This is a genomic window from Azospirillum brasilense (assembly GCF_003349955.1).
GTDB lineage: Bacteria > Pseudomonadota > Alphaproteobacteria > Azospirillales > Azospirillaceae > Azospirillum > Azospirillum brasilense_B.
In genome coordinates this window covers 27,153-50,480 of record NZ_QLKQ01000048.1, presented here as the reverse complement: position 1 = coordinate 50,480, position 23,328 = coordinate 27,153, and the positions used below count along the sequence as shown (strand labels likewise).

The window sequence follows — 23,328 nt, the reverse complement described above, 5'->3', positions numbered from 1 at the left end:
AACCGGTCAGCCCCGCCGCAGGTCCAGGGTCATGGGGAACTGCGGGTTGCGCTCCTCCGCCGGGGTGTCCATCGGGCCGGGCGTGTGGCCGAAGGGGAAGAAGCGGGCGAGGCGCCGCCCCTCCGCCTCGTTGGCGTTGACCGGGAAGGTGTCATAGTTGCGCCCGCCCGGATGCATGACATGGTAGGTGCAGCCGCCGATGGAGCGGCCCGCCCACAGGTCCAGGATGTCGAAGACCAGCGGCGTGTGCACCGGAATGGTCGGGTGCAGGCAGGAGGGCGGCTGCCACGCCCGGTACCGCACGCCGGCCACGAACTCGCCCTCCGTCCCGGTGGGGATCAGCGGCACGCGGCGGCCGTTGCAGGTGATGGCGTAACGCGCATCGGTCAGGCCGGTGACCCGCACCTGAACCCGCTCGACCGAGCTGTCGACGTAGCGCACGGTGCCGCCGCCGCCCGGCTCCTCGCCCAGGACGTTCCAGGGCTCCAGCGCCATGCGCAGCTCCAGCGCGATGCCGCGCTGGTTGACGTGGCCGTAGACCGGGAAGCGGAAGTTCATGTGCGGGTCGAACCAGCGCTCCTCGATGGGATAGCCGTGGTCGCGCAGATCGGCGATGACGTCCGCCAGATCCTGCTGCACGAAGTAGGGCAGCATGAAGCGGTCGTGCAGCTCCGTCCCCCAGCGCACCAGCTTGCCCTTGTAGGGGGCCTTCCAGAAGCGCGCGACCAGGGCGCGCAGCAGAAGCTGCTGGGTCAGGCTCATCTCCGCGTGGGGCGGCATCTCGAAGGCTCGGAACTCGACCAGCCCGAGACGCCCGGTGGAGCTGTCCGGGGAGTACAGCTTGTCGATGCAGAACTCCGCCCGGTGGGTGTTGCCCTGAACGTCGGTCAGCAGGTTGCGCAGGACGCGGTCGACCATCCAGGGCGGGCAATCGCCCGTCGCGGCGGCCTTGTCGATCTGGTTGAAGGCGATTTCCAGCTCGTAGAGCGCGTCGTCGCGGGCCTCGTCCACGCGCGGCGCCTGGCTGGTCGGCCCGATGAACAGGCCGGAGAAGGCGTAGGACAGCGACGGGTGGTTCTGCCAGAAGGTGATCAGGCTGCGCAGCGTGTCGGGCCGCCGCAGGAAGGGGCTGTCCGCCGCGGTGGCGCCGCCCATCACCACATGGTTGCCGCCGCCGGTGCCGCAGTGGCGCCCGTCGATCATGAACTTCTCCGCACCCAGCCGCGATTGGCGGGCATCCTCGTAAAGCTCCTGCGTGTTGCGGACCAGCTCCTCCCAGTTGTGCGAGGGGTGGATGTTCACCTCGATCACGCCGGGGTCGGGGGTGACGGCCAGCGAGTTCAGGCGCGGGTCCTTCGGCGGCTGGTAGCCCTCGATCACCACCGGCATGTCCAGCTCGAGCGCCGTCGCCTCGATCTCCGCCAGCATCGCCAGATAGTCCTCCAGCGTGTTCATCGGCGGCAGGAACAGGTGGATGCGGCCGTTGCGCGCCTCGCAGGTCAGGGCGGTGCGGACCACCCACCACGCCGACTTGCCGTGCTCCGGCATCTCGCTGCGCACTTCGGCCATGGCGCGCTGGACGCGCTCGTTCCGTCGGGAGGAGTCGTGGCGTTCGGCCTCCTCGCGCAGGGCGTGCTGGCGCAGCGGCACCCGGTTCGGCGGCAGCGGCGCCCGCTCCTCGAACGGGTCGGTCTCCCAGGAATAGGGATAGTCCTGCGGCGACACCCAGGGCAGCGAGCCGAGCGGCAGGCGGTAGCCGACCGGGCTGTCGCCCGGCATCAGCAGCAGCCGTTCCTGGCGCAGCGGCCAGGCGCTGGACAGCCACACCGGCCCCTGCTGGGTCATCTTGCGGTTGATCGGCAGGGCGAAGCCCACCGGCTCGTTGAGGCCACGGGTGAAGACATGGGCGAGGCGCGCCCGCTCCTCCTTGTCCTCCAGCTTGCTGTCCAGCGGATCGACGTTCACCGGCAGCAGCGATTCGCGGCGCAGATAGTGCCAGGGGTCCTCGTAGGCGGCGAGCACCAGCGCCGGGTCGAGCCCCAGCTTCTTGGCCAGCGTGACCAGGAAGGCGCCGGCGTCCTCCGCGGTGTGGCCGTAGTCGGTGTCCTCGCGGGCCAGCAGGTCGCTGTTCGCCCACAGCGCCTCGCCGTCGCGGCGCCAGTAGACGGTCATCGCCCAGCGCGGCAGCGATTCGCCGGGATACCATTTGCCCTGGCCGAAATGCAGCAGCCCGCCCGGCGCGAAGCGGTTGGCCAGCCGGTGCACGAGGTCGGCGGCCATCTTGCGCTTGTTGGGTCCGAGCGCGGTGGTGTTCCACTCCGCCCCGTCCATGTCGTCGATCGACACGAAGGTCGGCTCGCCGCCCATGGTCAGGCGCACGTCGCCGGCGCTCAGCTCCTCGTCGATGCGGTGGCCCAGCGCCTCGATCTCCGCCCACTGCCGGGGGGTGTAGGGCTTGGTGACGCGCGGCGCCTCGTAGATGCGGGTGACCGACATCTCATGCCCGAACTCCACCTCGCACTCGTCGATCAGGCCGGAGATGGGGGCGGCGGAGGAGGCGTCGGGCGTGCAGGCCAGCGGGATGTGCCCCTCGCCGGCCAGCAGGCCGGAGGTGGGGTCCAGCCCGACCCAGCCGGCGCCGGGCAGGAACACCTCGGTCCAGGCGTGCAGGTCGGTGAAGTCCTCCTCGGGACCGGACGGGCCGTCGAGCGCCTTCTGGTCGGCGGTGAGCTGGATCAGGTAGCCGGAGACGAACCGGGCGGCGAGGCCCAGGTGGCGCAGGATCTGCACCAGCAGCCACGCCGAATCGCGGCAGGAGCCGGTGCGCTTGCCCAGCGTCTCCTCGCAGGTCTGGATGCCGGGCTCCAGGCGGATGACGTAGCCGATGTCCTTCTGAAGCCGTTGGTTGACGTCCACCAGGAAGTTGATGGACGGCGCCGGCTCCCGCGAAATGCCGGTCATGTAGTCGGCCAGCAGCGGCCCCGGCTCCTCCACCTCCAGGTAGGGGCGCAGCTCGCGCTCCAGCCAGGGCTCGTAGGCGAAGGGAATGGTCTGGGCCTTCTCCTCCAGAAAGAAATCGAAGGGGTTGATCGCCGCGATCTCGGCGACGAGATCGACCTCGATGACGAACTCCCGGGTCTTTTCCGGAAAGACGAAGCGGGCCTGATAGTTGGACTGCGGGTCCTGCTGCCAGTTCAGGAAATGATGCTTCGGGGTGACGCGCAGCGAATAGCTGAGGATCGGGGTGCGGCAGTGGGGAGCCGGGCGGAGCCGGACGATCTGTGGCCCCAGATTGACCAATCGGTCGTAACGGTAGACGGTCTTGTGGTTGAGAGCGACGTGGATCGCCATGAAGTTCCACCCGTTGTCTGCGCTGGCCGGTCCCCTGCGGCTCTCCGCCGCACGGACAAGGGCATAGTACCATCGAAGAGTTCGCGCAGACCAGAGCGCCTTCGCAAACGCGGCACGAACTGGTTGCACAAAAAACATGCAGTGTCAGAGTGGACCGGTTGCGTCTTTCATCACCGCCCGGCCCGCTTTATAAAGACCCGATCCCTGTCCGCCGGCACCGTCCGCCGGCAGGGAGCGACGCAGGCAGGGTGTGCATCGGAAATGGCGACGCTGGCGGGCCTGTCGATGGGTGGCGATGCTATGGGGGGCGATGGAGCGCCCGGCGGTTCCACGCGCGGCGTCGTCACGGGGAAATATTTCAACTTCAACCCGCTGCCGCCGCCGCCGGATGTCCTCGGCAACCCCTTGGTCGTCGGCAACCTGCCGACCCACAAGGCGCCGAAGGAGACATGGCGCAGCCGCTGGCAGCGCCGTCTGGCGCGTTTCCACATCGGCAGGCAATCGGCGCAGGTGAAGCGGCGCTGGAAGATCCAGGACACGATCTCGTCGGTGATCGCCTCGGTCTCGCCGGCGGCGACCATGCTGGGCGAGAGGCGGGGAGCGGACAAACGCCCGGCGTCGAGCGTTCCGGTCATCATGGTCCGGCACCCTTATCATCTGCGCCACGTCTTCGAATTGATTCAGCAGAGTCGCGACGATTTCGCGGCGGAACGCCGGTTCCTCGAACTGCTGATGGGGCGCGTTCTGCGCAAGTATGGGGAACAGCTCACCCAGATCCGTGGCTCCGCATTCTCCTTCGAAAACGAGGCCAGAGAGTATTTTTTTGCCGGATTCAAGCTGGAGCGGCAGATCAAGAAATACACCAGCCCCGACGAGCGCTTTGCCGCATTGCAGGCAATTTATGTCAACTACTTCCACGGGCGCAACTATTACCTCTACGCGCTGCTGCGACGGGAGAAAATGGCGCCAGACAACAAGCTTTTTATGCTGAATTCGCGTGCCGTCTACTTCATGGCGCGGATCGGCTGGAACGGGGAACTGCTGGACAAGCCCAACCCGCGTTCGCTGCCCAGCCGGGAGGACATCTTTTTCCTCGTTCAGCGTGACAAGACGGTCCTGACGCGCTATCGCAGCGACCAGGATTTCCAGCGGCAGGTGAAGGCCGTCCTGGAAGCGTTTCCGGCGTAAGGGATGTGGGCGATGCGGGCAGCGATTCTTCTGGCGGGCATGCTGATGGCCGGTACGGCCCTGGCGGCGGACACCAGCGGGGAGGCCGCCAAGCCCGTGGACTGCGCCGGCGATGCGCCGATGGCGCTTCTTCTGTGTCGCGACGCGTCGATCGCCGCCGCCGCCGATAAGCTCGAGTCGGCGCTTCGCACACTGTCCGACGAGGCCGGGAAGGCCGGGGAGGAGGCGGTCGCCGCCGGCCAGCGCGCGTGGGTCCAGCGGCGGGACGCCGCCTGTCCGGTGGCGGAGGCCGATCTGGCCGACCCGAAGAAGAGTAAGGACCGCGCGGCCTGTCTGACCCGCCAGATGGCCGAGCGCACCAAGGCGTTGGAGACGGAACTGGCCGCCCGCCGGGCCCCGGTGGCGGACGAGCCTCTGACCGTCACCGCGTCCGCCCCGCAACGCCCGGTTCAGCCCATCGGCCAAGGCCAGACCAGGTCGGCACCGGCAAAGCGCACGGTGGACCTGCCGGCCCTGACCGGTCGCTGGGCCAAGGCCGATCCGGCCACCCGGACGCCCATCGACGATTGCCGGACCTCCTATCTGGAGATCACCGGCGACGGCGGGTTCAGCCTGCACGACCCGCGCATCCCGGCCTTCCCGCTGGAAGGCCCGCTGGCGCCCGGCGAGGGCGATCTGGCGGAGGGTTTGGCCTTCGGCGGGGAAGAGGGGTTGCCGGAAGGTGTGCTGCGCCTGGATGCCGCCGAGGCGCCGCGGCTGGACCGGCTGTTCCTGACGCTGGACCCGCCGGCTTTCGGCGCCACCTTCGTGCGGTGCCGCTAAACGTCCAACTACCCGGCGGCCAACGGTGGTGAAAACAAGGGGCAGACTTGACCCTTGCAACAACCGGAATGCATTTTTTTAGGCGTTTTCAGCGCTCGAACGCTAGTTTGAGACGTTGCGGCCATGAAGGCGCTCGGCAAAATGATGCGTAGCACACCGATGCTTGTCGGTCGTGAGGCATGTTGGCAGACTTCTACCGCTTCAAGCGTCGATGACCTGCTGGAAGCGGTCTGAAAGGGGCAGCCCGGAAAAGCTTGCTCTGGACTCGATCAAACTGACATTGCGATACTCGTGCAGGTGGCCACCTGAGGCGACTTTGTTGGCATAGCGCGAGTGGAGATCGGAGTGGGGACTTTAGAAAATTCCGGCGAAGGGCATCGCAAGGAAATTAAAGGCGTGTCTGGTTTATGGGCGCGCGCCGTTCTGGCTCTGGCTGTGTTGTCGATCACAGGCTGCGCGTACAGTGATACGCGACCGACCCAGCAAAGCATGGAAGGTGTTCAAATCGACAACGTGTCGGTCAACGACGTGGATTTTGAAGTCGTTGATCTGCGACAGGATCGCACGGCGTCGAATGCTCTAAATGTCGTTTGGCTGGACCTCGCTTCCGTCCTGTCTTCAGTTCCGGCATCAGGTGGCAAAAAGTACAAATTCATCGTCGAAGTCAATGAGTTCAGAACGTATTTTTCGGCGCCACGATGGCACTCGGTGGTCAGTCTGCGCGTGAAGATGTTGTCTCCTCAGGCCGACTTGATCGGCGTCATAGAGCCGGCTGCTCACGCCTTTCGATGGAACACCTGGGGTTATGGCTCGGCAGAGGACGCTGAACGCGAGGCGCGCCGGGCCACCGCCACGGAGTTTGTGAAACTGGCCTCTCCACTGCTCAAGAAAGCGTGAGGAAGACAATGCTCTACCGCGCCGCCTTGCTGGCTACCATGGTCTGCGCCGCCTGTGCCGACGGGGTCGTAACGGGTCCTGCGGTCTCGAGCCGATATTCCCCGCCTCCGCAGGTTGCCGCAGTTCCGTCCGGCGCTGGTGCAGGCACCGCGCCAGCGACGGCGCCGCCGCCGGGCACGCGTCCTGTGCTAACCGTCAGCACCGTTGTCTGGTTTGCTTTGACCGATGGCGAGCGAGATACCGTGCGTGATCGCTATGACGTGAATGTCAGCGAACTGGCGAATTACGCTATAATCCTCAATGTGCAGGGAGTGGATGAATCGACGCCCGGCACGATTGGCGGTTCCGCGCTTGGTGGATCTCTCGGGTCGGCAATGTACGTCGACAGTGCCTTCAGAGGGCCAAGCATAAATTACTCCGCGACCAGCCATTTGGGCGCGTCCTTGCTGGGCGCTGTGATCGGATCATCAATGGATCGTGAAGCCCAACGGTCGTTCCGCTTCCGCTATTCGGTCAAAGACGGCGCAGGCAACATAAACCAGTTTGACCGCGTCAGCTCGGAGCCATTTCACCAGCCGGTCGGCGCTTGTGTCGAGGTCGCATCGCTGACGATCGTGGCGTCCTCTTATTGCGCGATGGACCTGTCCTCATTCCGAGAGCAATACCTGCGCCCTCCTGCCACGACGGCACCGACCGGTGGCCGGAAGACCATTGTCGAGGGCAAAAGGTCTTAGGGAGATGCCTCGTAGGTAAAATCCCAAAAGCGGTTCTCATCACAAGTGGATGAGCGTTTCCAGGCGCAGGCGCATGGTGCCGCTCAGCTCCTCGCCCGGCTCCAGACGGCGCAGACCGTTGCCGGGCTCCTCCGGGCGGTTGACGGCGTCGGTCATGTGGGAGACCGGCTCGACGCAGAGATAGTCCGCATCCGGCGGCGCGTAGACGATGAGATGGCCGAACGGTCCCTCCGTCTCGATCGACAGCCGCCGGCCGAGCGTGGGCCAGTCCAGCGCCGCCACGCCATCCCAGCCGGTGAATCCGTTGTCCAGGACGGTCCGGTCCATGACGACCCCATCCGTGAAGGCCCAGCCGGGCGGCACCGCGACGCGTTCCACGGGAAGGATCGTCGGGCCGTTCAGCCAGACGCCGCCGACGCGGGCGGTCAGCCGCGTGCCCGGCGGCTTCGGGAAATAGGGGTGCAGCCCGATTCCGGCGGGCATCGGCGTGTCGTCCTCGTTGACCAGGGAGAGGGTCAGGCTGGCCCCGTCCTCCTCCAGCACCACGGTCTGCGTCGCGCGGTAGCGCCAGGGCCAGGCGTCGGCGCGGTGGCGGAAGACCATGCGCGCGGCCGAGGCGCTGGCGTCCTCGACCGTCCAGTCGGCGCGCCAGCCATGACCGTGGATGACATGCGGGTTGCCGTCCCCGTCGAGCGGAAGCCGCACCCGCCGCCCGTCGAAAGTGAATTCCCCTCCGGCGATGCGGTTGGAGAAGGGCACCAGCGGAAAGCACCCCATGTCGGTGGCCGAGCCATGGCGCAGCGCCCGGTCGGAGGCCGGGCGAAGCAGATCGACGGTGCCGTTCGCGCCGCTCCAGGCGAGGCTTGCCACGACACCGCCACGCCCCGGACACAGCGTGCACTCCAGAGAGCCGTTCGCAGCGCTGCGATTCAATGTAAGAGTGTGGGTAAGGGTGTGAGCGCCGATTCCCTGGTCCAACTCGACCTGCCGCATCCGGACCTCCTGCCGGCGGTGGTTGGGCGCCGGTATCGTCCGGGTATCGCACAGCCCGCAGGGGAAGGGAAGGGCGGGGCTGCGCGCAAAAGTGTGCCGCCGGCTGTTCCCGATGCCCCCTTGCAACACCTTTGCGCAAACAGCGCGACGCGTTGCGCAACCGGACCGATCAGCCATTTTGCCCGTCGTATACCGGCTGTTTACCGGATCGGCCGGATTATGACGCGCCCCTCATGCCATCCGCGCGCCGCGCCGATCCCGCCCAAAGGCCGACCGTGTCAATGCCCGCCTCCAGGACATCCGCCTCCGCAGGGGCGCCCGGCCCCGCCGGCGCGCTCGACGAGGCGGTGCTGTGCCACACGCTTGCCGATCACCATGACGGGCCGGCGCGGATGGTCATCGGCGTCGTCCTGCGCCAGCATCTCGACGGCCTCGTGCTGACTCCGACGGAATTGATCCACAACAGCCGTCACCTGAAGGCGCTCCAGGCCAAGGCAACGCTGATGGAGTCCGCTCTGGGCCGGATCGCGACGGTGCAGGCCCGGCTTCCCGGACAGGAGGCGAAGGCCCGCCGCCGCGCGCTCGACAACGCGGTTTCCGAAACCGTGGCGAAGGCGCGGGCGGCCCAGACCGCCCTCTCCGGGCTGGCTCGGGGGCGTGGCCTCATCGAGTCCATCCTGCGCAGCGCGGCGGGAAAGTCGCCGACCGGGGACGCCGGATTCGACCTGCGCGTCGCGATCTCACTGGAACTGGAGGAATGCCGGACCTGGACGTCGAAGCTCGATGCGCTGATTCAGCTTTTCCCGGCGGAACGGCAGGATGCCCTGTCCGCGGCGCTGGACGGGATGATCGGCGACGTGCTGGCCTCGCCCGCCGCGACCCAGGAGCTGTTCGGCGGCACACCGGCCGGCGGGTCGCCGTTGGTCACGCTGTGCAACCTTTTGTTCGGGCGCTTGCCGATGGAGGCGTTCGGGCCGAACCGGCTGGGCGTTCTCAACGGCCTGTTCCGCCAGGGCCGTCTGCCCGCCGCCCGCGCCATGGTGCTGGAGCGCATCCGGCGCCAGCTCCGCGCGCCGCAGCCGCTCGGGCGCGGCACCGCGGAACAGGAGGCGGAGCTGTTGCGGACGTTGACGGGCCATCTGCTGTCGCCGGCGGGCCTGACCGGCGGCGCCGCCATGGCCGATGCCCTGACCGTCCGTTACTCCCGCCGGCTGGAGCAGGGCGGGGCAAGCGCCTACCGCCGGTCCATCGTCGGTCTCAGCGAAACCCAGCCGGACCTGATCTGCCGAATCCATTATCTGACGGCCGTCTCCGCGGTGCCCGCAGCGGAACGGCACTTGGGCGAGGTCGTCGACGCGCTGGACGCCGCGCTGAAGAATGAGTTGCTGGTGGAGAACATGGTGCTCCAGACGCCCGACACGGCGCTGGTGCGGCAGGCCCTGACCGGAGCGGTGGAGGCCATCCGCGGTTCCGCCCTGGCGGAGCACGACCGGGAGCGGATCACCGCCCGCGCGGCTTCGGTGGTCGACGAGTTTGTCCGGCGGGGCCGGCTGGTCCAGCGCCTGCGCCAGATCGAACCGCTGCCGCGCCGCCGGATCATCCGGCTGGCGGAACTGGCCTGTTCCGGTCTGGTCGGCGACGACGCGGCGCTGTCGGTCCTGCGCCAGCACATCGTGGAGACCGTCCGCCAGCCGCCGTTCCAGGCCGAACTGGCCGGCGCCCAGGGCGACGACATCGCCCAGGCGGAGGTCCGCCGCCTCTACGAGTTGCTGGACCGGCTGAGCCAGATGCCGCTGCCCTCGGCAAAACCATCTCCACCGGCCGCGCGGGGTGGGGCGGGGGCGTCCTTCGAACCTTGCGGCGCGACGGCGCTGCCGACCGTGGTGGCGCCACCGGTCCGCGGCCTCGCCCCTCCGGTCAGCCTCGCCGCGGTGACGGTGGAGGCTCCAGTCGCCGCCGCGCCGGGCCTGTGCCCGGCCTGCTTCGTTCCGAAGGCTCCGCGCGAGGCGTGCCGGGATTGCGGCTACCCGGTCCGTGTCCAGAACCGGGCTGGCATTCATCTGCTTCCGGGAACGCGGCTGTTGAGTCGCTATCTCGTCGGCCGCATCCTGGGGCAGGGAGGATTCGGCGCCACCTATCTCGGTTGGGACGAGCGGCTTCAGATCAAGGTCGCGGTGAAGGAGTTCTATCCGGCCAATCTGGTGTCCCGCGCCGCCGGATCATTGGGGGTTGCTCCCTTTTCCGACGAGCACGCGCGAGGCTTCTCGGCCGGGCTGGCGAAATTCCTGGAGGAGGCGCGCATGCTCGCCCGCCTGCGGGAGGTGAAGGAGATCGTCAGCGTCCAGGACTTCTTCGAGGAGAACGAGACCGCCTATCTCGTGATGGAACTGCTCGACGGACGGACCCTGAAGCGGCACGTCGCCGAAAGCGGGGGACGGATCGCGGCGCGCCAGGCGCTGATCCTCCTGTCGCCGATCATCAAGGCGCTGCACGCCGTGCACGAGCAGGGACTGATCCACCGCGACATCAGCCCCGACAACATTTTCCTGACGAGCGGCGGCGAGCGCAAACTGCTGGATTTCGGCGCCGCGCGCCACGCCGCGGGAAAGAGCGCCGACCTGACGGTGATCCTGAAGCCGGGCTACGCCCCGCCCGAACAATACGCGCCGGACGGCAAGCAGGGGCCTTGGACGGACGTCTACGCGCTGTGCGCCACCGCCTATTACGCGCTGACCGGCAAGACGCCGCCCGACGCCACCAGCCGCTTCATGAACGACCGGGTGCCCCGGCTGGCCGAAGGCGGCGCCACGGTGCCGGCGGGATTCGAAAAGGTTCTGCTGAGCGGGTTGTCGATGCGCTGGCAGGACCGTCCCCGCAGCATGCGGGACCTCCTGGTGGCGCTGACCGCGGCGATGAACGGGCCCTGAGCGCCTGAACAGCGCCAGAGGGCGTGCGACCGGAAACGGGGCGGTGCGCGGTTTCACCGCCCCAGTCGCCGTCAGGATCACCCGGTTGGGATCACCGAAACAGAATCGCCGTGACGGGCGATCCTTCCGACGCCGTTACTTGGCGTCGGCGGCAACCTGCATCTTGACGATCTTGTCCGGGTCGCTGACCTGACCGTTGCGGGACTGGCTGCCCTTCTTGATCTTGTCGACGAATTCCATGCCTTCGACGACCTTGCCCCAGACGGTGTACTGCTTGTCCAGGAACGCGGCCGGGGCGAAGCAGATGAAGAACTGGCTGTCGGCGCTGTCCGGGTCCGGCGTGCGGGCCATCGACAGCGTGCCGCGGACGTGCGGCTCGTTGCTGAACTCGGCCTTCAGCTTCTTGCCGGAACCGCCGGTGCCGGTGCCGGTCGGGTCGCCGGTCTGGGCCATGAAGCCGTCGATCACGCGGTGGAAGACGACGCCGTTGTAGAAGCCCTGACGGGTCAGTTCCTTGATGCGGGCGACGTGGTTCGGTGCCAAGTCGGGGCGCAGTTCGATGACCACGCGGCCGTCCTTGAGGTCGAGATAGAGGGTGTTTTCCGGATCCAAGGCCTTGGCCTCCCCCTGAGCGAAGATGAATGTGGCGAACAGTGCCGCCATGAGAATGCGCGTCCACCGCAACATGCGAAACACTCCGATGTGCCGATTCCGCGGACGCGACCATAGGGGAAACCGGCGCCGATGCAAAGACGCCCTGCGGGGCTGCCTTCATCGGCGCGGTCGGAACCCTCTTCCGCCGCCGCCTCTTCGTTGTCCCAACGCGGCGCGGTCGCATCCCGCCCACGATGGACGATAGACTGCCTTTCGGGTGTTCATACCCGAAAGAGACCGATGGCACTTTTGGATGGCGAGGGGTGGGGCGTGCGGCAGCAAGGCGTGCGGCGGTTGAGACGATGGCTGGTGCTGGTAAAGCTGGCGCTGATCGGTGGCGCGGTCGCCCTCGCCGTCCAGCACCGGAGCGATCTGGCCGGCACCGCCGCCACGCAGGCGCTGCGCCGCGCCGGCTTCCCGGACGCCGCCGTGACGGTGACCGACCTGTCGCTGGAGCGGACCCGCGCCGTCCTCCGCCTGGACCGTCAGGGGGCGGTGGGCGGAATCCTCACCATCCGTCATCCGACGGACGCCCTTCTGGAGGGGCGAATCGAACGCCTGGAGCTTGCGGACGTCCGCCTGAGGCTGGACGTGGCCAAGGACGGCAGCCTGCGCATCGCCGGCTATCCGTTGACCGGGTCCGCCGGGGCGAGCGGCAACGGGGGCGCGGCGGACGGCGGGCGCCTCGTGGTTCCCATCGACACCATCCAGCTCGACGACGCCGCGGTGACGCTGGCGACACCACGGGGCACGGCCGGGGGGACGCTGCGCCTGACCATGATCCGCGACGGCGCGACCCACCGCGGGCAGGCAACGTTGACCGCCCCGGCCGGGGGCCTGCCGGTCCTGACCCACTGGACGGGCGCCGGCACCATCGCCGAGACGGTGGGCACCCTGACCGCCAAGGCCCGACTCACCTGGGACGGTGCGGCGCTGAAGGCCCAGGGCGACCTGCTGCTCGCCGATCTTGCCGGGAAATTCGGGCCGGTGGCGGCCAGCGGGATCAACGGCGTGCTGTCGCTTCCCAGCCTGTTCCCGCCGGTGGTCGCGCCCGGACAGACGCTGGCGGTGAAGCTGCTCGACGTCGGGCTGCCGCTGACCGACGGCACCGTCCGCTTCGGCTACGGGACGAAGGGGCGGCTGAGCGTGGAGCGCGCCGAATGGCATTGGGCCGGCGGTGTGCTGCGGGCGGACCCCTTCGCCATCGACCCGGCGGCGCCGCGGGGGACGGTCACGCTGCGGGCGGAGCGCGTGCATCTCGGCCCGATGCTGGCGATGGTCGCGGTGGACGGGCTGGAGGCCAGCGGAACGGTCAGCGGGCGCCTGCCGGTGCGCATCGGTGCCGACTCCGTCCATCTGGACGGCGGGCTGCTGGAGGCCGACGCTCCCGGCACGCTGCGCTACGACCCGGAGAATCCGCCCGGCTTCCTGAAGGGGGAGGAGGGGAGCCCGACGGCCCTGCTGATGGGTGCACTGACCGACTTCCGCTACGACACGCTGAGCGCCACCGTGGATGGGCAGGCCGGCGGCGAGCTGGCGGTCGGCATCGCCATCCGCGGCTCGAACCCGGCATTCTACGATGGCTATCCGGTCGCGCTTAACCTTAAGGTGAGCGGCGCGCTCGACCGGATCCTGCGGCAGAGCCTGGACACCTACCGCATTCCCGAGACGGTGCGCGACCGCATGACGGAGTTTCAACGAAAGAACCCATGAGACACACGGTTCGAAGCCGGCGCGTCCCGACCGCCGCACTGATCGCCGGGTTGGCGGCCGGGTTGGCCGCCTGCACCCCGACCGTCAAGGTCGAGGCGCCCGACAAGCCCATCGAGATCAACCTGAACATCCGGATCGAACAGGAAGTCCGCGTGAAGGTGGAGCGCGACCTGGAAAAGGCCATCGCGGACGATCCGGCCCTGTTCGGCCTGCCGCCGTCCCAGGACAGCCTGGGCGGCGCGAAGGGAGGGAAGAAGCCATGAAGCGCATGTTTGCCGCCGCCGGGCTGGTCCTGGCGCTCGCCCTGTCGGCTCCGGCGATGGCGCCGGCCCAGGACGCCCTGGGCGCCGCCAAGGCCGCCGGGCAGATCGGCGAACGGCCGGACGGGCTGGTCGGGGCGGTCCCCGGCGCGCCGGCCGCCGCGGCCCAGCTCGCCGAACAGGTCAACGCCCAGCGCATCGCCCGCTACCGCGAGATCGCGGGAAGCAACGGCACCTCGGTGGATCAGGTCCAGGCCCTGGCCGGAAAGCAGCTGATCGAGCGGACTCCCGCCGGCCAGTATGTGCTGTCGGGTGGGCGCTGGGTCCGCAAGTAAGCCACCGGCGCCGATGACCGCCGACCTCCGCGCCCGGATCGGGGCGTACCGCGCGTCCCTGGCCGCCGCGCCCGGCGATTCCACGGCGCTGGCCGGGCTGTTCGGCGCGCTCGACGCGCTGGGCGAGCCCGGCACGCCGGAGGAGGCGGTGGCCCGTTCCGCCTTCGGCGAGGCGTTGCGGCGGCAGGGACGGGTGGCCGAAGCCGAGGCGCATCATCGTGCCGCCCTGTCCTGGCTGCCGGATTTCGGCGGCAACCATTTCAATCTGGGTCTGACGCTCCAGGCGCAGGGCCGTACCGCGGAGGCGGCGGCAGCCTACGGCGAGGCCGCGCGGCTGATGCCGCGCTTCGCCCCGGCCCCCTGCAACCAGGGCGTCCTGCTGCGTGCGCTGGGGCGCCGGGAGGCGGCGGAGACGGCGTTGCGCCGTGCCGTGTCGCTCGACCCCACCCTGGTTCCCGGCTGGCTCAACCTCGGCGCGGTGGTGCAGGCGTTGGGGCGGGTGGACGCCGCCGCCGGCTGTTACCGCAACGCCCTGGCGCTGCGCCCCGATCTGGCCGAGGCCCACGCCAATCTCGGGCTGGTGGTCAAGGAGGGGGGGCGTCTGGCGGACAGCCTCCCGGCCTTCAGGCGCGCCCTGGCGCTTGGCCTGCCCGACGCGGGCGGCGTGCTTGCCCAACTCGTCCAGCAGATGCGGCACCTCTGCCGCTGGGACGGGCTGGCGGAGCGCTCGGCGCAATTGGCCGCCCTGGTGCGCGGCGGCGCGACGCGGCAGGTCCATCCCTGGATCTTCCTCGGCGAGGGCGCCGGCCCGGCGGCGGAACTGGCCTGCGCCCGCAGTTACGCGGATTGGCGAACGCAGGGCATCGCCGCCATGCCCGCCCGCCGCGACTCCGGCCCGCGCGGCCGGTTGCGCATCGGTTATCTGTCCGCCGACTATCACGAGCACGCCACCGCCGCCCTCATCGCGGAGCTGATCGAGCGTCATGGCCGGAAGCGGGTCGAGGTTGTCGGCTACAGCTATGGCCCTGACGACGGTGGCCCGATGCGGCGCCGGCTGACCGCCGCCTTCGACCGTTTCGTGGACCTCGCCGCCCACTCCCACGCCGACGCCGCGGCGCGCATCCGGGCGGACGGGGTGGACATCCTGGTGGACCTCAAGGGCTATACCCAGCAGGCCCGGCCGGAGATCGCCGCCCATCGGCCCGCCCCGGTGCAGGCGCAATGGCTGGGCTATCCGGGGACGATGGGCGCCGGCTTCATCGATTACGTGATCGGCGACCCGCTGGTCACCCCGTTCGATCACCAGCCTTTCTACGCCGAGCGGATCGTTCAGCTTCCGGTCTGCTACCAGCCCAACGACCGAAGCCGGCCGATCGGTCCGACCCCGTCCCGTGCGGCCTGCGGCCTGCCGGAGCAGGGCGTGGTCTTCTGCTGCTTCAACGCCGCCTACAAGATCACGCCGGGCCTGTTCGACCTGTGGTGCCGCCTGCTGCGCGCGGTGCCGGGCAGCGTGCTGTGGCTGCTCGACAGCCATCCGGAGGCGAGCGCGGCCCTGCGGCGGGAGGCCGTCCGCCGGGGAGTGGCGGCCGACCGGCTGGTCTTCGCTCCCCGGCGCCCCCCGGCGGAGCATCTGGCGCGCTACCGTCTGGCCGACCTCTTCCTCGACACCACACCGGTCGGCGCCCACACCACGGCCAGCGACGCGCTGTGGGCGGGCGTGCCGGTGCTGACGGTGATGGGGGAGGGCTTCGCGTCCCGCGTCGGGACGAGCCTGCTGCGGGCCGCCGGGCTGCCCGAACTGGCCGTGCGGTCACTTGCCGATTATGAAGCCGCGGCGTTGCGACTGGCTGGCGATCCGGGCGGAACCGCCCGGCTGAAAGCGCGCCTCATGGCTGAGGGGAGGCGTGCGCCGCTGTTCGACACCGACCGCTTGGCCCGCGCCCTGGAGCGCGCCTATGCGACGATGTGGGACATCCACATCGCGGGCAAGCCACCCCGCCCCTTCATGGTCCCTGACGAGGATTAAGGAAAGGGGCAGCGGTCGGCGGTCACGTCCACGAAGGAGCGGGCGCCGGGCGCGAAGGTGAAACGGTACTCGGTGTTGTCGATCACCACCGTCTGATGCAAAGGCAGGACGCCCTTGGCGACGGTCTCCTTGCCGCCCATGCCGGCAATCTTGATGGTCACCGGCTGGGCCGGATCGAACCAGCTCTCCGCGTTGCCCTGGGCGTTGCGCGAGGACTGGCCCTCGCCGCTGACGGTCACCGCGCCGTTGTTGAAGCTGGTGCTGCGGTTCCCCGATTTCAGAAGCGGGGTGGCCAGGGCGAAGCGTTTGGTTTCCGCCGGCTGGCAGTTGCGCACCGCCTGGACCTGGGCGATCACGAAGGCGAGGCGGTTGGGGTCCATGCCGCCCTTCAGCCGCTCCGACACCAGCCCGGTCAGCCGCGCGAGATCGCCCGAGGGAACCTCGCGCTGAAGCCGCGCCTCCAACTCCCCGGCGCGGGCCTCCGCCGTGCGGGCGGCGTGCTGCATCTGGCTGGCGAGCAGCTCGAGCTCCGCCTTCTGGCGCGACAGGGTGGAAATCTCCTCCCGCAGCGTGACGTCGCGGCCCTTCAACTGCTCGATGCCCATCTGGTAGGCGAACAGACCAACGCCGAGGAGAACGGCGGCGAACAGGCCGAACTTCGCGAAGCCGGCCCAGAAGCGGCGGCGATAACGGCGTTCGTAGTCGTAGCGTCCCAAGGCCATGTGCAGCAAACCCGAGCGGAAGAGGAGGGGGCTATGGCTACCCAGATCGGCCGCCCGATGCAACCCCTTGACCTTGGCCGGAGGCGCCGCCTCCGGTCAGTTGCCGGCTCCGGACGGACCAAGGAAGCCGGCGCTGATGCCCGGCGTGCGGAACTCGCCCACATTCTTGAACACGAAGCGGAAAAAGATGGTGTTCCCTTCCTGCTCGCCGTTCTGAATGACGGTGTAGTCGCGCTGGGCGATGGTTTCGAAGATCAGGCATTCGTCCTGATAGCGGAGGATGCCGGTGCTGGAGCGCGGTCCCGCATCGGGGCGGAAAGCCTGGGAATGGGACACGCCGATCGACCAATGGTCCGAGAATTGCGACGACACCGAGATGCCCGCCTGCTCCACCTCGTTCCGCTCGACGACGTAGGGGTTTTCCGTCTGGTCGACATAAGTGTAGGTGCCGGAAACGCGCAGCAGCGGCACGCCGGCCGAGGCGTTGACCGAATGGCGGCGCGGCTTCAGCGTGTCGTGATCGATGCGGAAGCCGTAATTCACGTCCAGCCAGTCCGCCGGGCGCAGGTCGAGGCGACCGACGTAATCCGACGACTTCTTGTCGAGACCCGATCCGCCGCGGAAATTCTCCGTATCGTCGGCCCGGAAGCTCTGGCCGACGAACAGGCTTGCCGACCCCGTCTTGTAGCCTTGAAAGGTCGTGCGCAGGCCATAGGTGGCGCGCAGGCCGCCGTCCAGACGATCGATGCCGGTGAAACGGTTGGGCATCAACAGGTTGACCTCGTCGAACTCGACGTCGAGGCTGTCCTCGTTCGGGAAGGCCGGATTGTTGTCCACCTTCGGCGACACGCTGACCTGCCCGATGGGCTCGATGGTCTGGAAGTTGTTCTCGCCATAGCGGACGAAGGGATAGCGGACCGTGGTCGTGGCCTGCGGGAAGAAACGCAGGCGCTGGACGCTGTCGTTGCCGGTGCTGGCCGGATCGTTCGGATCGAACCGTTGGGCGGTGTAACCGGCCAGCAGAACGCTGCCCTCGATCGTGGTGACGAAACCGAGGTTGGAGTAGATGTCGCGCTGCCAACCGGGTTGCATGGCGACGCGCTGGGTGTCCGGGCCGCCGCTGCCCGGCCGGGCGATGGCAAGCAGGCTGCTGTCGAGCGACCAGCGCCCGCCCAGCAGGCTGCCGGGTTCGCCAAGGGCGTTGTAGCGCGCCTCGGGCAGAACGTAGGGCTCCTGCACCGTGTTGCCCCAGCGCAGGTCCTGGAAGCTGTAGGCGTTGACCGCCGCGTAGTTGCGCCCGTTGAAGCCTTCGACAAAGGCGCGGCTGGTCAGAACCTCGTCACGGATGTTGAAGTAGCGGCGCAGGTACAGTTCGTCGCTCGCCCGCTTCAGGTTGAAGCCCCAGCGCCACGTTTCGTCGATGTCGAAAAGGCCGCTGGCGAAGGCGTGCCCGCGCAAGCGCCGGTCGTCGGCGCCCTTCAGCGTGCCGTTGGGAATCTCGCCCTGCGTGCCCGACACGTCGAGCTGAAGCCGCCCGTTCTCGAAGCGCTTGCGGTACTGGCCGCCCAGAAACAGGCCCTGGTTCGAGTAGCCGCCGAAGTCGAAGGTGGCGTCCTGATCCGGTGCGATGTCCCAGTAATAGTGGGTGATGGCGCCGAAACCGAGTTCGGAATTGTTCCGGAAGCTCGGCGTGAGGAAGCCCGAGCGCCGGTCCACCGTGGGATCGGGGTGGGACAGGTAGGGGGTGTAGAAGAAGGGGACGCCGAACATTTCCATGACGGCGTCGCGATAGCGGACCTCGTGCTCCTCGTTGTCCTGCACCACGCGGGCCGCGCGGATCTGCCAGACGGGGGCGCGGGTGGGATCGGACTTGCACAGGTCGCAGGGGCTGTAGACGGCCCGGTTCAGGCGGATCAGCCGTCCGCCGCGCCGCTCGCCCTCGGTGCCGGCCATGCGGCTGTTGTCGGTCATCAGCACGCGGACGTTCTCGACGAACGCGTCGCGCATGTCGTCGGTCAGTTCCGCGTAGTTGGAAAACAGGATGTCGCCCGAAGGCTCGACCAGACGGACGTTGCCGGAGGCGATCACCACCTTGGTCTTCTGGTTGTAGGTGATCGTGTCGGCATGGACCGTCCGCGCGCCCTGCGACAGCTCCACGTTGCCCGACGCCGTCACGAGGCTGTTCGCCTCGTCGAAGGTGACCGTGTCCGCTCCCAGAAGGACCGGAGGGTCCTGCGGCTTTCCGTTGGATGGTCCCGGCGATGGAACGACGACCTCCAGCCGTCCGCCCTGGTCCGCCCCGGCGGGCGGCGCGGCGTTCGCCGGCGCGGCCGGAGGGGGAGGCTGCTGCGCGTCGGCCAGATCGGCCAGGACGATGCCGCAGGCGGCCATCAGGGCGACGATGCCGGATCGCAGGACCAGCGACCGGCGGTCCAACGGGCGGTGCATCTTCGGGCTGGTGGCGCGGGCGCGCCGGGCATGTCGGGACGGGAGCTGGGACATGCGGAACGTTTGAGGTAACCAACCGGCCAAGTCAACGGTTTCGCGGCCTGTCTCGCGAATTGTCCGACGTCTGTTGCCGACCGGATGAATCATGAAAAAAGGGACCGTCCGCGACAGGCGGACGGTCCCTGGTTCGAGCCTTTTCCGAGGCGTCCGACCGCTCTCCGACCCTCAGGCGAACGCCTTGTAGGCGATGAGGGTGAAGGTGTCGCGCACCCCGGTCAGGGTCTGGATGTTTTCGGTCACGAATCGGCCGATGTCCAGATCCTGGGGCAGATAGCACTTCATCAGCAGGTCGTACTGGCCGGAGATCGAGTGGACCTCCGACACCTGCTCGATGTCCTGAACGGCCTGATCCGCCACCTGGTAGGCCTTGCCCAGCTCGCACTTGACCATGACGAAGATGGTCTGCATGGCGGTCAGCCCTCCTGCGAGGATTGCTCGGCGGACTCGGCCGGGGCGGGGCGCCGCGCGGAGCGGAGCATGAAGGCCGGCATGTGATCGCCGAAGCCGATCACCGGTGTGTCGTCCTCGTCCTCGTCGCGGCGGCGGCGGCGATCGCGGTCACGATCGCGACGCGGCTCCTGCTGGCGGCGGCTCTCGGCGGCGGCCAGCGATTCGCGCGGCTGACGCTCCTCACGAGGCTGGCGCTCCTCACGGGGCTGACGCTCTTCGCGGACCGGGCGCTCCTCGCGGCTTGGCCGTTCCTCGCGCGGTTGACGCTCCTCGCGGGGCGCCCGCTCCTCGCGGTCCGGGCGCTCGGCGCGCTGCTCGCGCGGCGCGCGGTCGCCGCGCTCCTTGTCCTTGCCACGGCCACGGCTGCGGCCACGGCGCGCCTCGTCCTCGCTGAGGAACTCGGCCGACTCGAGGCCGTCAATGGCGATCAACGGAATCTCCCGCTTGATGAGACGACCAATGGCCGACACCTGCTTGCCGTCCAGCGGGCTGGCGAGCGTGAAGGCGCGTCCCGAGCGACCGGCCCGGCCGGTGCGTCCGATGCGGTGGACATAGTCTTCGGCGCTGATCGGCACGTCGAAATTGAAGACGTGGCTGAGCCCCTGAACGTCCAGGCCACGCGCCGCCACGTCGGAGCAGACGAGCAGCGTGATCTCGCCCTTCTTGAAGGCCTCCAGCGTCTCCATCCGCTTCGACTGCACCATGTCGCCGTGCAGCGCGCCGGCGTTGAAGCCGTGGCTCTCCAGCGACTTCTGCAGGATGGCGACGTCGCGCTTGCGGTTGCAGAAGATGAAGGCGTTCTTGACGTCCTCGGTGCGCAGCAGGTGGCGCAGCGCCTTGCGCTTGTCCTCCTCGTGCACCAGCACCATGGCCTGGGTCACCGTCTCCGACGGCGAGGCCGGCGGGGCGACGGTCACTTCCTTCGGGTTCGACAGGAAGGCGTCGGCCAGGCGGCGGATCTCCGGCGGCATGGTCGCGGAGAAGAACAGCGTCTGCCGCAGCTTGGGCAGCTTGCTGACGATCCGCTCGATGTCCGGGATGAAGCCCATGTCGAGCATCCGGTCCGCCTCGTCGATGACGAAGACCTTGATGTCGTTGAGCATGATGTTGCCGCGCTCGAACAGGTCGATCAGACGGCCCGGCGTCGCGATCAGAACGTCCACCCCGCGGTCCAGCCGCTTCACCTGCTCGGTGAAGGTTTCGCCGCCGATCAGGAGCGCCATGCTGAGCTTGTGGTGCTTGCCGTAGGTCTCGAAGCTCTCGGCGACCTGGGCCGCCAGCTCGCGAGTCGGCTCCAGGATGAGCGACCGGGGCATGCGCGCCCGGGCCCGGCCCGACGCCAGAATGCTGATCATCGGCAAGGTGAAGCTGGCCGTCTTCCCGGTGCCGGTTTGCGCGCAGCCGAGCACGTCGCGGCCTTGCAGGACCCAGGGAATGGCCTGTTCCTGAATTGGCGTCGGCTGGGTGTAACCTTTGTCCTCGATTGCCCGCAGGACGTCAGGTCCAAGCCCAAGTTCCGAAAAGAGCATCCAACCTGTTTCTGTCTGGAGTGCGAAAATCGTGCCGATACGGCCCGACGAGTAGATGGTGCGGCAGAATATGAAGTCAAAGGGCGCTGTCAATAGACCTTGTGATGAAATCGCGCATCGCGCGGCTCCGGATGGGCCGCTTGGCGATCCGCGCCCGCTCGGCTAGGCTGTGAAAAGGCCGCGAAAACCGCGGAATTCCGGGGTCCGCGGCGGCGGAAAGGCCGGTTTCGGCCTCGTCCCCGCCCGGACCGGACCAAGAAAAAAGGCAGCCCTCCGATGCACCTGTCCTCCGCAAGTTCCGTCCTGGTGGTGGTCGATATCCAGGAAAAGCTGATGCCGTCGATCGCCGAGTCCGCGCGGGTGGAGCGCAACGCCGCGACGCTGTTGAAGGGCGCCGCGCTGCTCGGCGTGCCCGCCTTCGCCACCGAGCAGTATCCCAAGGGCCTCGGCCCGACCGCCGCCTCCCTGCGCGCCCTGCTGCCGCCGGACGGGGTGGTGGAGAAGATCAGCTTCTCCGCCGCGCGGGAGCCGGCCTTCCTGGATCGGCTGGATCGGCTCGGCCGCCGGCAGGTCGTTCTGTGCGGGTCGGAGGCCCATGTCTGCGTGATGCAGACGGCGCTGTCGCTGGTCTATCTGGGGTTCGAGGTGGTGCTGGTGGCCGACGCCGTGTCGTCGCGCACGCCCCTCAACGCGGAGCTTGGCATCGCCCGCATGCGAGCCGCCGGGGCGACCATCGTCAGCACGGAGATGGTTCTGTTCGAGTGGATGGAGCGTTCTGACATCCCCGCCTTCAAGGCGGTGCTGGACCTGATCCGCTGACTTTTCGGGAAGGACAAGGAATGAGCGACCGGATTCCCCTGATCCTGCTGCCCGGCATGCCGCTGGACGCGGCGCTGTGGGAACACCAGACCAACCATCTCGCCGATGTGGCGGATCCGACCGTCGGCGATCTGACCGGTCATGACTCCGTGGGCGCCCTCGCTGCCGCCGTGCTGGCGGGCGCGCCCGGGCGGTTCGCCCTCGCCGGCCTGTCGATGGGCGGGTACGTCGCTTTCGAGATTCTGCGGCAGGCGCCGGAGCGGGTGGCGAAGCTCGCCCTGCTCGACACCAGCGCCCGCCCGGACACGCCGGAGCAGACGGCGACGCGCCAGGACGCCGTGCGGCTGGTCGGGCAGGGGCGGCTGCGGCAGGTGGTGGCCGCCGGGATGCCGCGCCTCGTCCATCCCGACCGGACGGGCGAAGCCGCTCTCGTCGACTCGGTGCAGGCCCAGGCGCAACGGGTCGGGCCGGACGGCTACGCGCGCCAGCAGACCGCCATCATGAACCGTCCGGACAGCCGGCCCGGCCTTGGGAGCATCGCCTGCCCGACGCTGGTGCTGTGCGGGCGGCAGGACGCCATCACGCCCCCCGCGCTGCACGAGGAGATCGCCGAGGGCATCCCCGGCGCCCGCCTCGCCCTGATCGAGGATTGCGGCCACCTGTCGGCCATGGAGCGGCCCCAGGCGGTCACCGCCCTGCTGCGGCAGTGGTTGCTCTACGCCTGAACGCGGGCTTGCGGATCAGCAGTCAGGACCCCCGCCGCAGCCGTCCAGGTCGGCGCGGCGGGCCGGAAAAAGGGCGAAGGTCATGTCGCTGATGAGCGACCGGAAATCGGGGTCGTTCGGTCCCTGCGGACGGTCGAGCCAGCCGGTCGCCGAGGACAGCGTTCCGCCGCCCCGGCAGAAGGCCCCCTGGACGACGATGGGGCCGCCGGGCGGGCTGGTGCGCAGGGGCTGGCCGCTGCACAGGTACGAGTTCAGGGTGGTCTCGGCGGGATTGAAGGCCAGGACGACCCGGTAATCCGGCCGCGCCGTCTGGTTCGGCGTGGTGGTGAAGTTGGTGCGCACGCCGGAAATGCGGTTCTGCATGTTGGCGGTCACCAGCGGACCGAAGGTCTGTGGGTCCATGCCGAAGGGGTTGCCGAGGATCACCACGCGCAGGTCGCGGTCGGAGGCCGCGTAGGACACCTCGCTCAGCGTGTAGGCGGGGACGGGCAGGTCGGCCACCACGCGTTCGTTGGTGCAGGCCGCCGCCATCGCGCAGAGGGCGAGAACGCTGGCACGGGGCAGGAAGGTCATGGCTCGCCTGGGCTGCTGAGTGGACAGGGGCAAACAAGCATGGGGCGCCGTTCCGGCACCGGCAAGCCCAAGTCTCCGCAAGAGCCTCCGGAAGAGCCGCCG

19 protein-coding genes are annotated in these 23,328 nt (G+C 68.6%); 11 read left to right on the top strand and 8 right to left on the bottom strand.

The annotated features are described in order from the left end of the window. Window positions 1-6: 6 nt before the first annotated feature. On the bottom strand, window positions 7-3,351 hold the full coding sequence (locus DXK32_RS20365; protein WP_114860169.1) for a DUF2126 domain-containing protein: 3,345 nt from the start codon (window positions 3,349-3,351) through the stop codon (window positions 7-9). A gap of 261 nt (window positions 3,352-3,612) precedes the next feature. Between DXK32_RS20365 and DXK32_RS20360 the strand changes: the two genes are divergently transcribed. The 4 genes from DXK32_RS20360 (at window position 3,613) to DXK32_RS32275 (ending at window position 6,992) form a co-directional block, all read left to right on the top strand. Beyond that, a complete protein-coding gene (locus DXK32_RS20360; protein WP_114860168.1) occupies window positions 3,613-4,539 on the top strand; it encodes a hypothetical protein in 927 nt (308 codons plus the stop codon). Window positions 4,540-4,551: 12 nt separating this feature from the next. Further along, a complete protein-coding gene (locus tag DXK32_RS20355) occupies window positions 4,552-5,361 on the top strand; it encodes a lysozyme inhibitor LprI family protein (protein WP_114860175.1) in 810 nt (269 codons plus the stop codon). 333 nt (window positions 5,362-5,694) lie between these two features. Beyond that, window positions 5,695-6,258 carry a hypothetical protein gene (locus tag DXK32_RS32280; protein WP_162801278.1) on the top strand — a complete coding sequence of 188 codons (564 nt, stop codon included), beginning with the start codon at window positions 5,695-5,697 and terminating at the stop codon, window positions 6,256-6,258. An 8-nt stretch (window positions 6,259-6,266) separates the two neighbouring features. Next, window positions 6,267-6,992, top strand: coding sequence for a hypothetical protein (locus DXK32_RS32275; RefSeq protein ID WP_162801276.1), 726 nt, complete (start codon window positions 6,267-6,269; stop codon window positions 6,990-6,992). A 39-nt stretch (window positions 6,993-7,031) separates the two neighbouring features. Here DXK32_RS32275 and DXK32_RS20350 read toward each other — a convergent pair whose 3' ends face one another. Beyond that, entirely contained in the window at window positions 7,032-7,925 is an 894-nt protein-coding gene (locus DXK32_RS20350) for an aldose 1-epimerase (RefSeq protein ID WP_282184595.1), read from the bottom strand. A gap of 341 nt (window positions 7,926-8,266) precedes the next feature. Here DXK32_RS20350 and DXK32_RS20345 point away from each other — a divergent pair, with 341 nt between their 5' ends. After that, on the top strand, window positions 8,267-10,912 hold the full coding sequence (locus tag DXK32_RS20345; RefSeq protein WP_114860166.1) for a serine/threonine-protein kinase: 2,646 nt from the start codon (window positions 8,267-8,269) through the stop codon (window positions 10,910-10,912). A 135-nt stretch (window positions 10,913-11,047) separates the two neighbouring features. On the opposite strand, the gene DXK32_RS20340 is transcribed toward DXK32_RS20345, so the two are convergent. Further along, the gene (locus DXK32_RS20340) at window positions 11,048-11,575 is read right to left on the bottom strand and encodes a peptidylprolyl isomerase (RefSeq protein WP_051658393.1); all 528 of its coding nucleotides are present in this window, start codon (window positions 11,573-11,575) and stop codon (window positions 11,048-11,050) included. A 231-nt stretch (window positions 11,576-11,806) separates the two neighbouring features. Between DXK32_RS20340 and DXK32_RS20335 the strand changes: the two genes are divergently transcribed. From DXK32_RS20335 to DXK32_RS20320, 4 genes are read left to right on the top strand one after another with little or no spacing between them, the layout of a single operon-like run. After that, entirely contained in the window at window positions 11,807-13,279 is a 1,473-nt protein-coding gene (locus tag DXK32_RS20335) for a YdbH domain-containing protein (protein WP_247877249.1), read from the top strand. Beyond that, the gene (locus DXK32_RS20330) at window positions 13,276-13,542 is read left to right on the top strand and encodes a YnbE family lipoprotein (RefSeq protein WP_114860165.1); all 267 of its coding nucleotides are present in this window, start codon (window positions 13,276-13,278) and stop codon (window positions 13,540-13,542) included. Before DXK32_RS20335 ends, DXK32_RS20330 begins: the two co-directional genes overlap by 4 nt. Then, entirely contained in the window at window positions 13,539-13,874 is a 336-nt protein-coding gene (locus DXK32_RS20325) for a YdbL family protein (RefSeq protein ID WP_114860164.1), read from the top strand. The genes DXK32_RS20330 and DXK32_RS20325 overlap by 4 nt, the downstream gene beginning before the upstream one ends. Before the next feature lie 13 nt (window positions 13,875-13,887). Then, the gene (locus tag DXK32_RS20320) at window positions 13,888-15,900 is read left to right on the top strand and encodes a tetratricopeptide repeat protein (protein ID WP_114860163.1); all 2,013 of its coding nucleotides are present in this window, start codon (window positions 13,888-13,890) and stop codon (window positions 15,898-15,900) included. On the opposite strand, the gene DXK32_RS20315 is transcribed toward DXK32_RS20320, so the two are convergent. From DXK32_RS20315 to DXK32_RS20300, 4 genes are all read right to left on the bottom strand, one after another. Next, window positions 15,897-16,622, bottom strand: a complete 726-nt coding sequence (locus tag DXK32_RS20315; protein WP_114860162.1) for a hypothetical protein — start codon at window positions 16,620-16,622, stop codon at window positions 15,897-15,899. The two genes, DXK32_RS20320 and DXK32_RS20315, sit on opposite strands and share 4 nt — an antisense overlap. 96 nt (window positions 16,623-16,718) lie before the next feature. Next, window positions 16,719-19,124 carry an LPS-assembly protein LptD gene (locus DXK32_RS20310; RefSeq protein ID WP_114860161.1) on the bottom strand — a complete coding sequence of 802 codons (2,406 nt, stop codon included), beginning with the start codon at window positions 19,122-19,124 and terminating at the stop codon, window positions 16,719-16,721. 171 nt (window positions 19,125-19,295) lie between these two features. Beyond that, the gene (locus DXK32_RS20305) at window positions 19,296-19,538 is read right to left on the bottom strand and encodes an Lrp/AsnC ligand binding domain-containing protein (RefSeq protein ID WP_014198771.1); all 243 of its coding nucleotides are present in this window, start codon (window positions 19,536-19,538) and stop codon (window positions 19,296-19,298) included. Window positions 19,539-19,543: 5 nt separating this feature from the next. Then, window positions 19,544-21,109, bottom strand: coding sequence for a DEAD/DEAH box helicase (locus DXK32_RS20300; RefSeq protein ID WP_114860160.1), 1,566 nt, complete (start codon window positions 21,107-21,109; stop codon window positions 19,544-19,546). 276 nt (window positions 21,110-21,385) lie between these two features. Between DXK32_RS20300 and DXK32_RS20295 the strand changes: the two genes are divergently transcribed. Next, window positions 21,386-21,928 carry a hydrolase gene (locus tag DXK32_RS20295; RefSeq protein WP_114860159.1) on the top strand — a complete coding sequence of 181 codons (543 nt, stop codon included), beginning with the start codon at window positions 21,386-21,388 and terminating at the stop codon, window positions 21,926-21,928. 20 nt (window positions 21,929-21,948) lie between these two features. Further along, entirely contained in the window at window positions 21,949-22,653 is a 705-nt protein-coding gene (locus DXK32_RS20290; RefSeq protein WP_114860158.1) for an alpha/beta fold hydrolase, read from the top strand. 15 nt (window positions 22,654-22,668) lie between these two features. Here the strand turns inward: DXK32_RS20290 and DXK32_RS20285 are convergent, their stop codons facing one another. Next, entirely contained in the window at window positions 22,669-23,226 is a 558-nt protein-coding gene (locus DXK32_RS20285) for a hypothetical protein (RefSeq protein WP_114860157.1), read from the bottom strand. Window positions 23,227-23,328 lie beyond the last annotated feature (102 nt).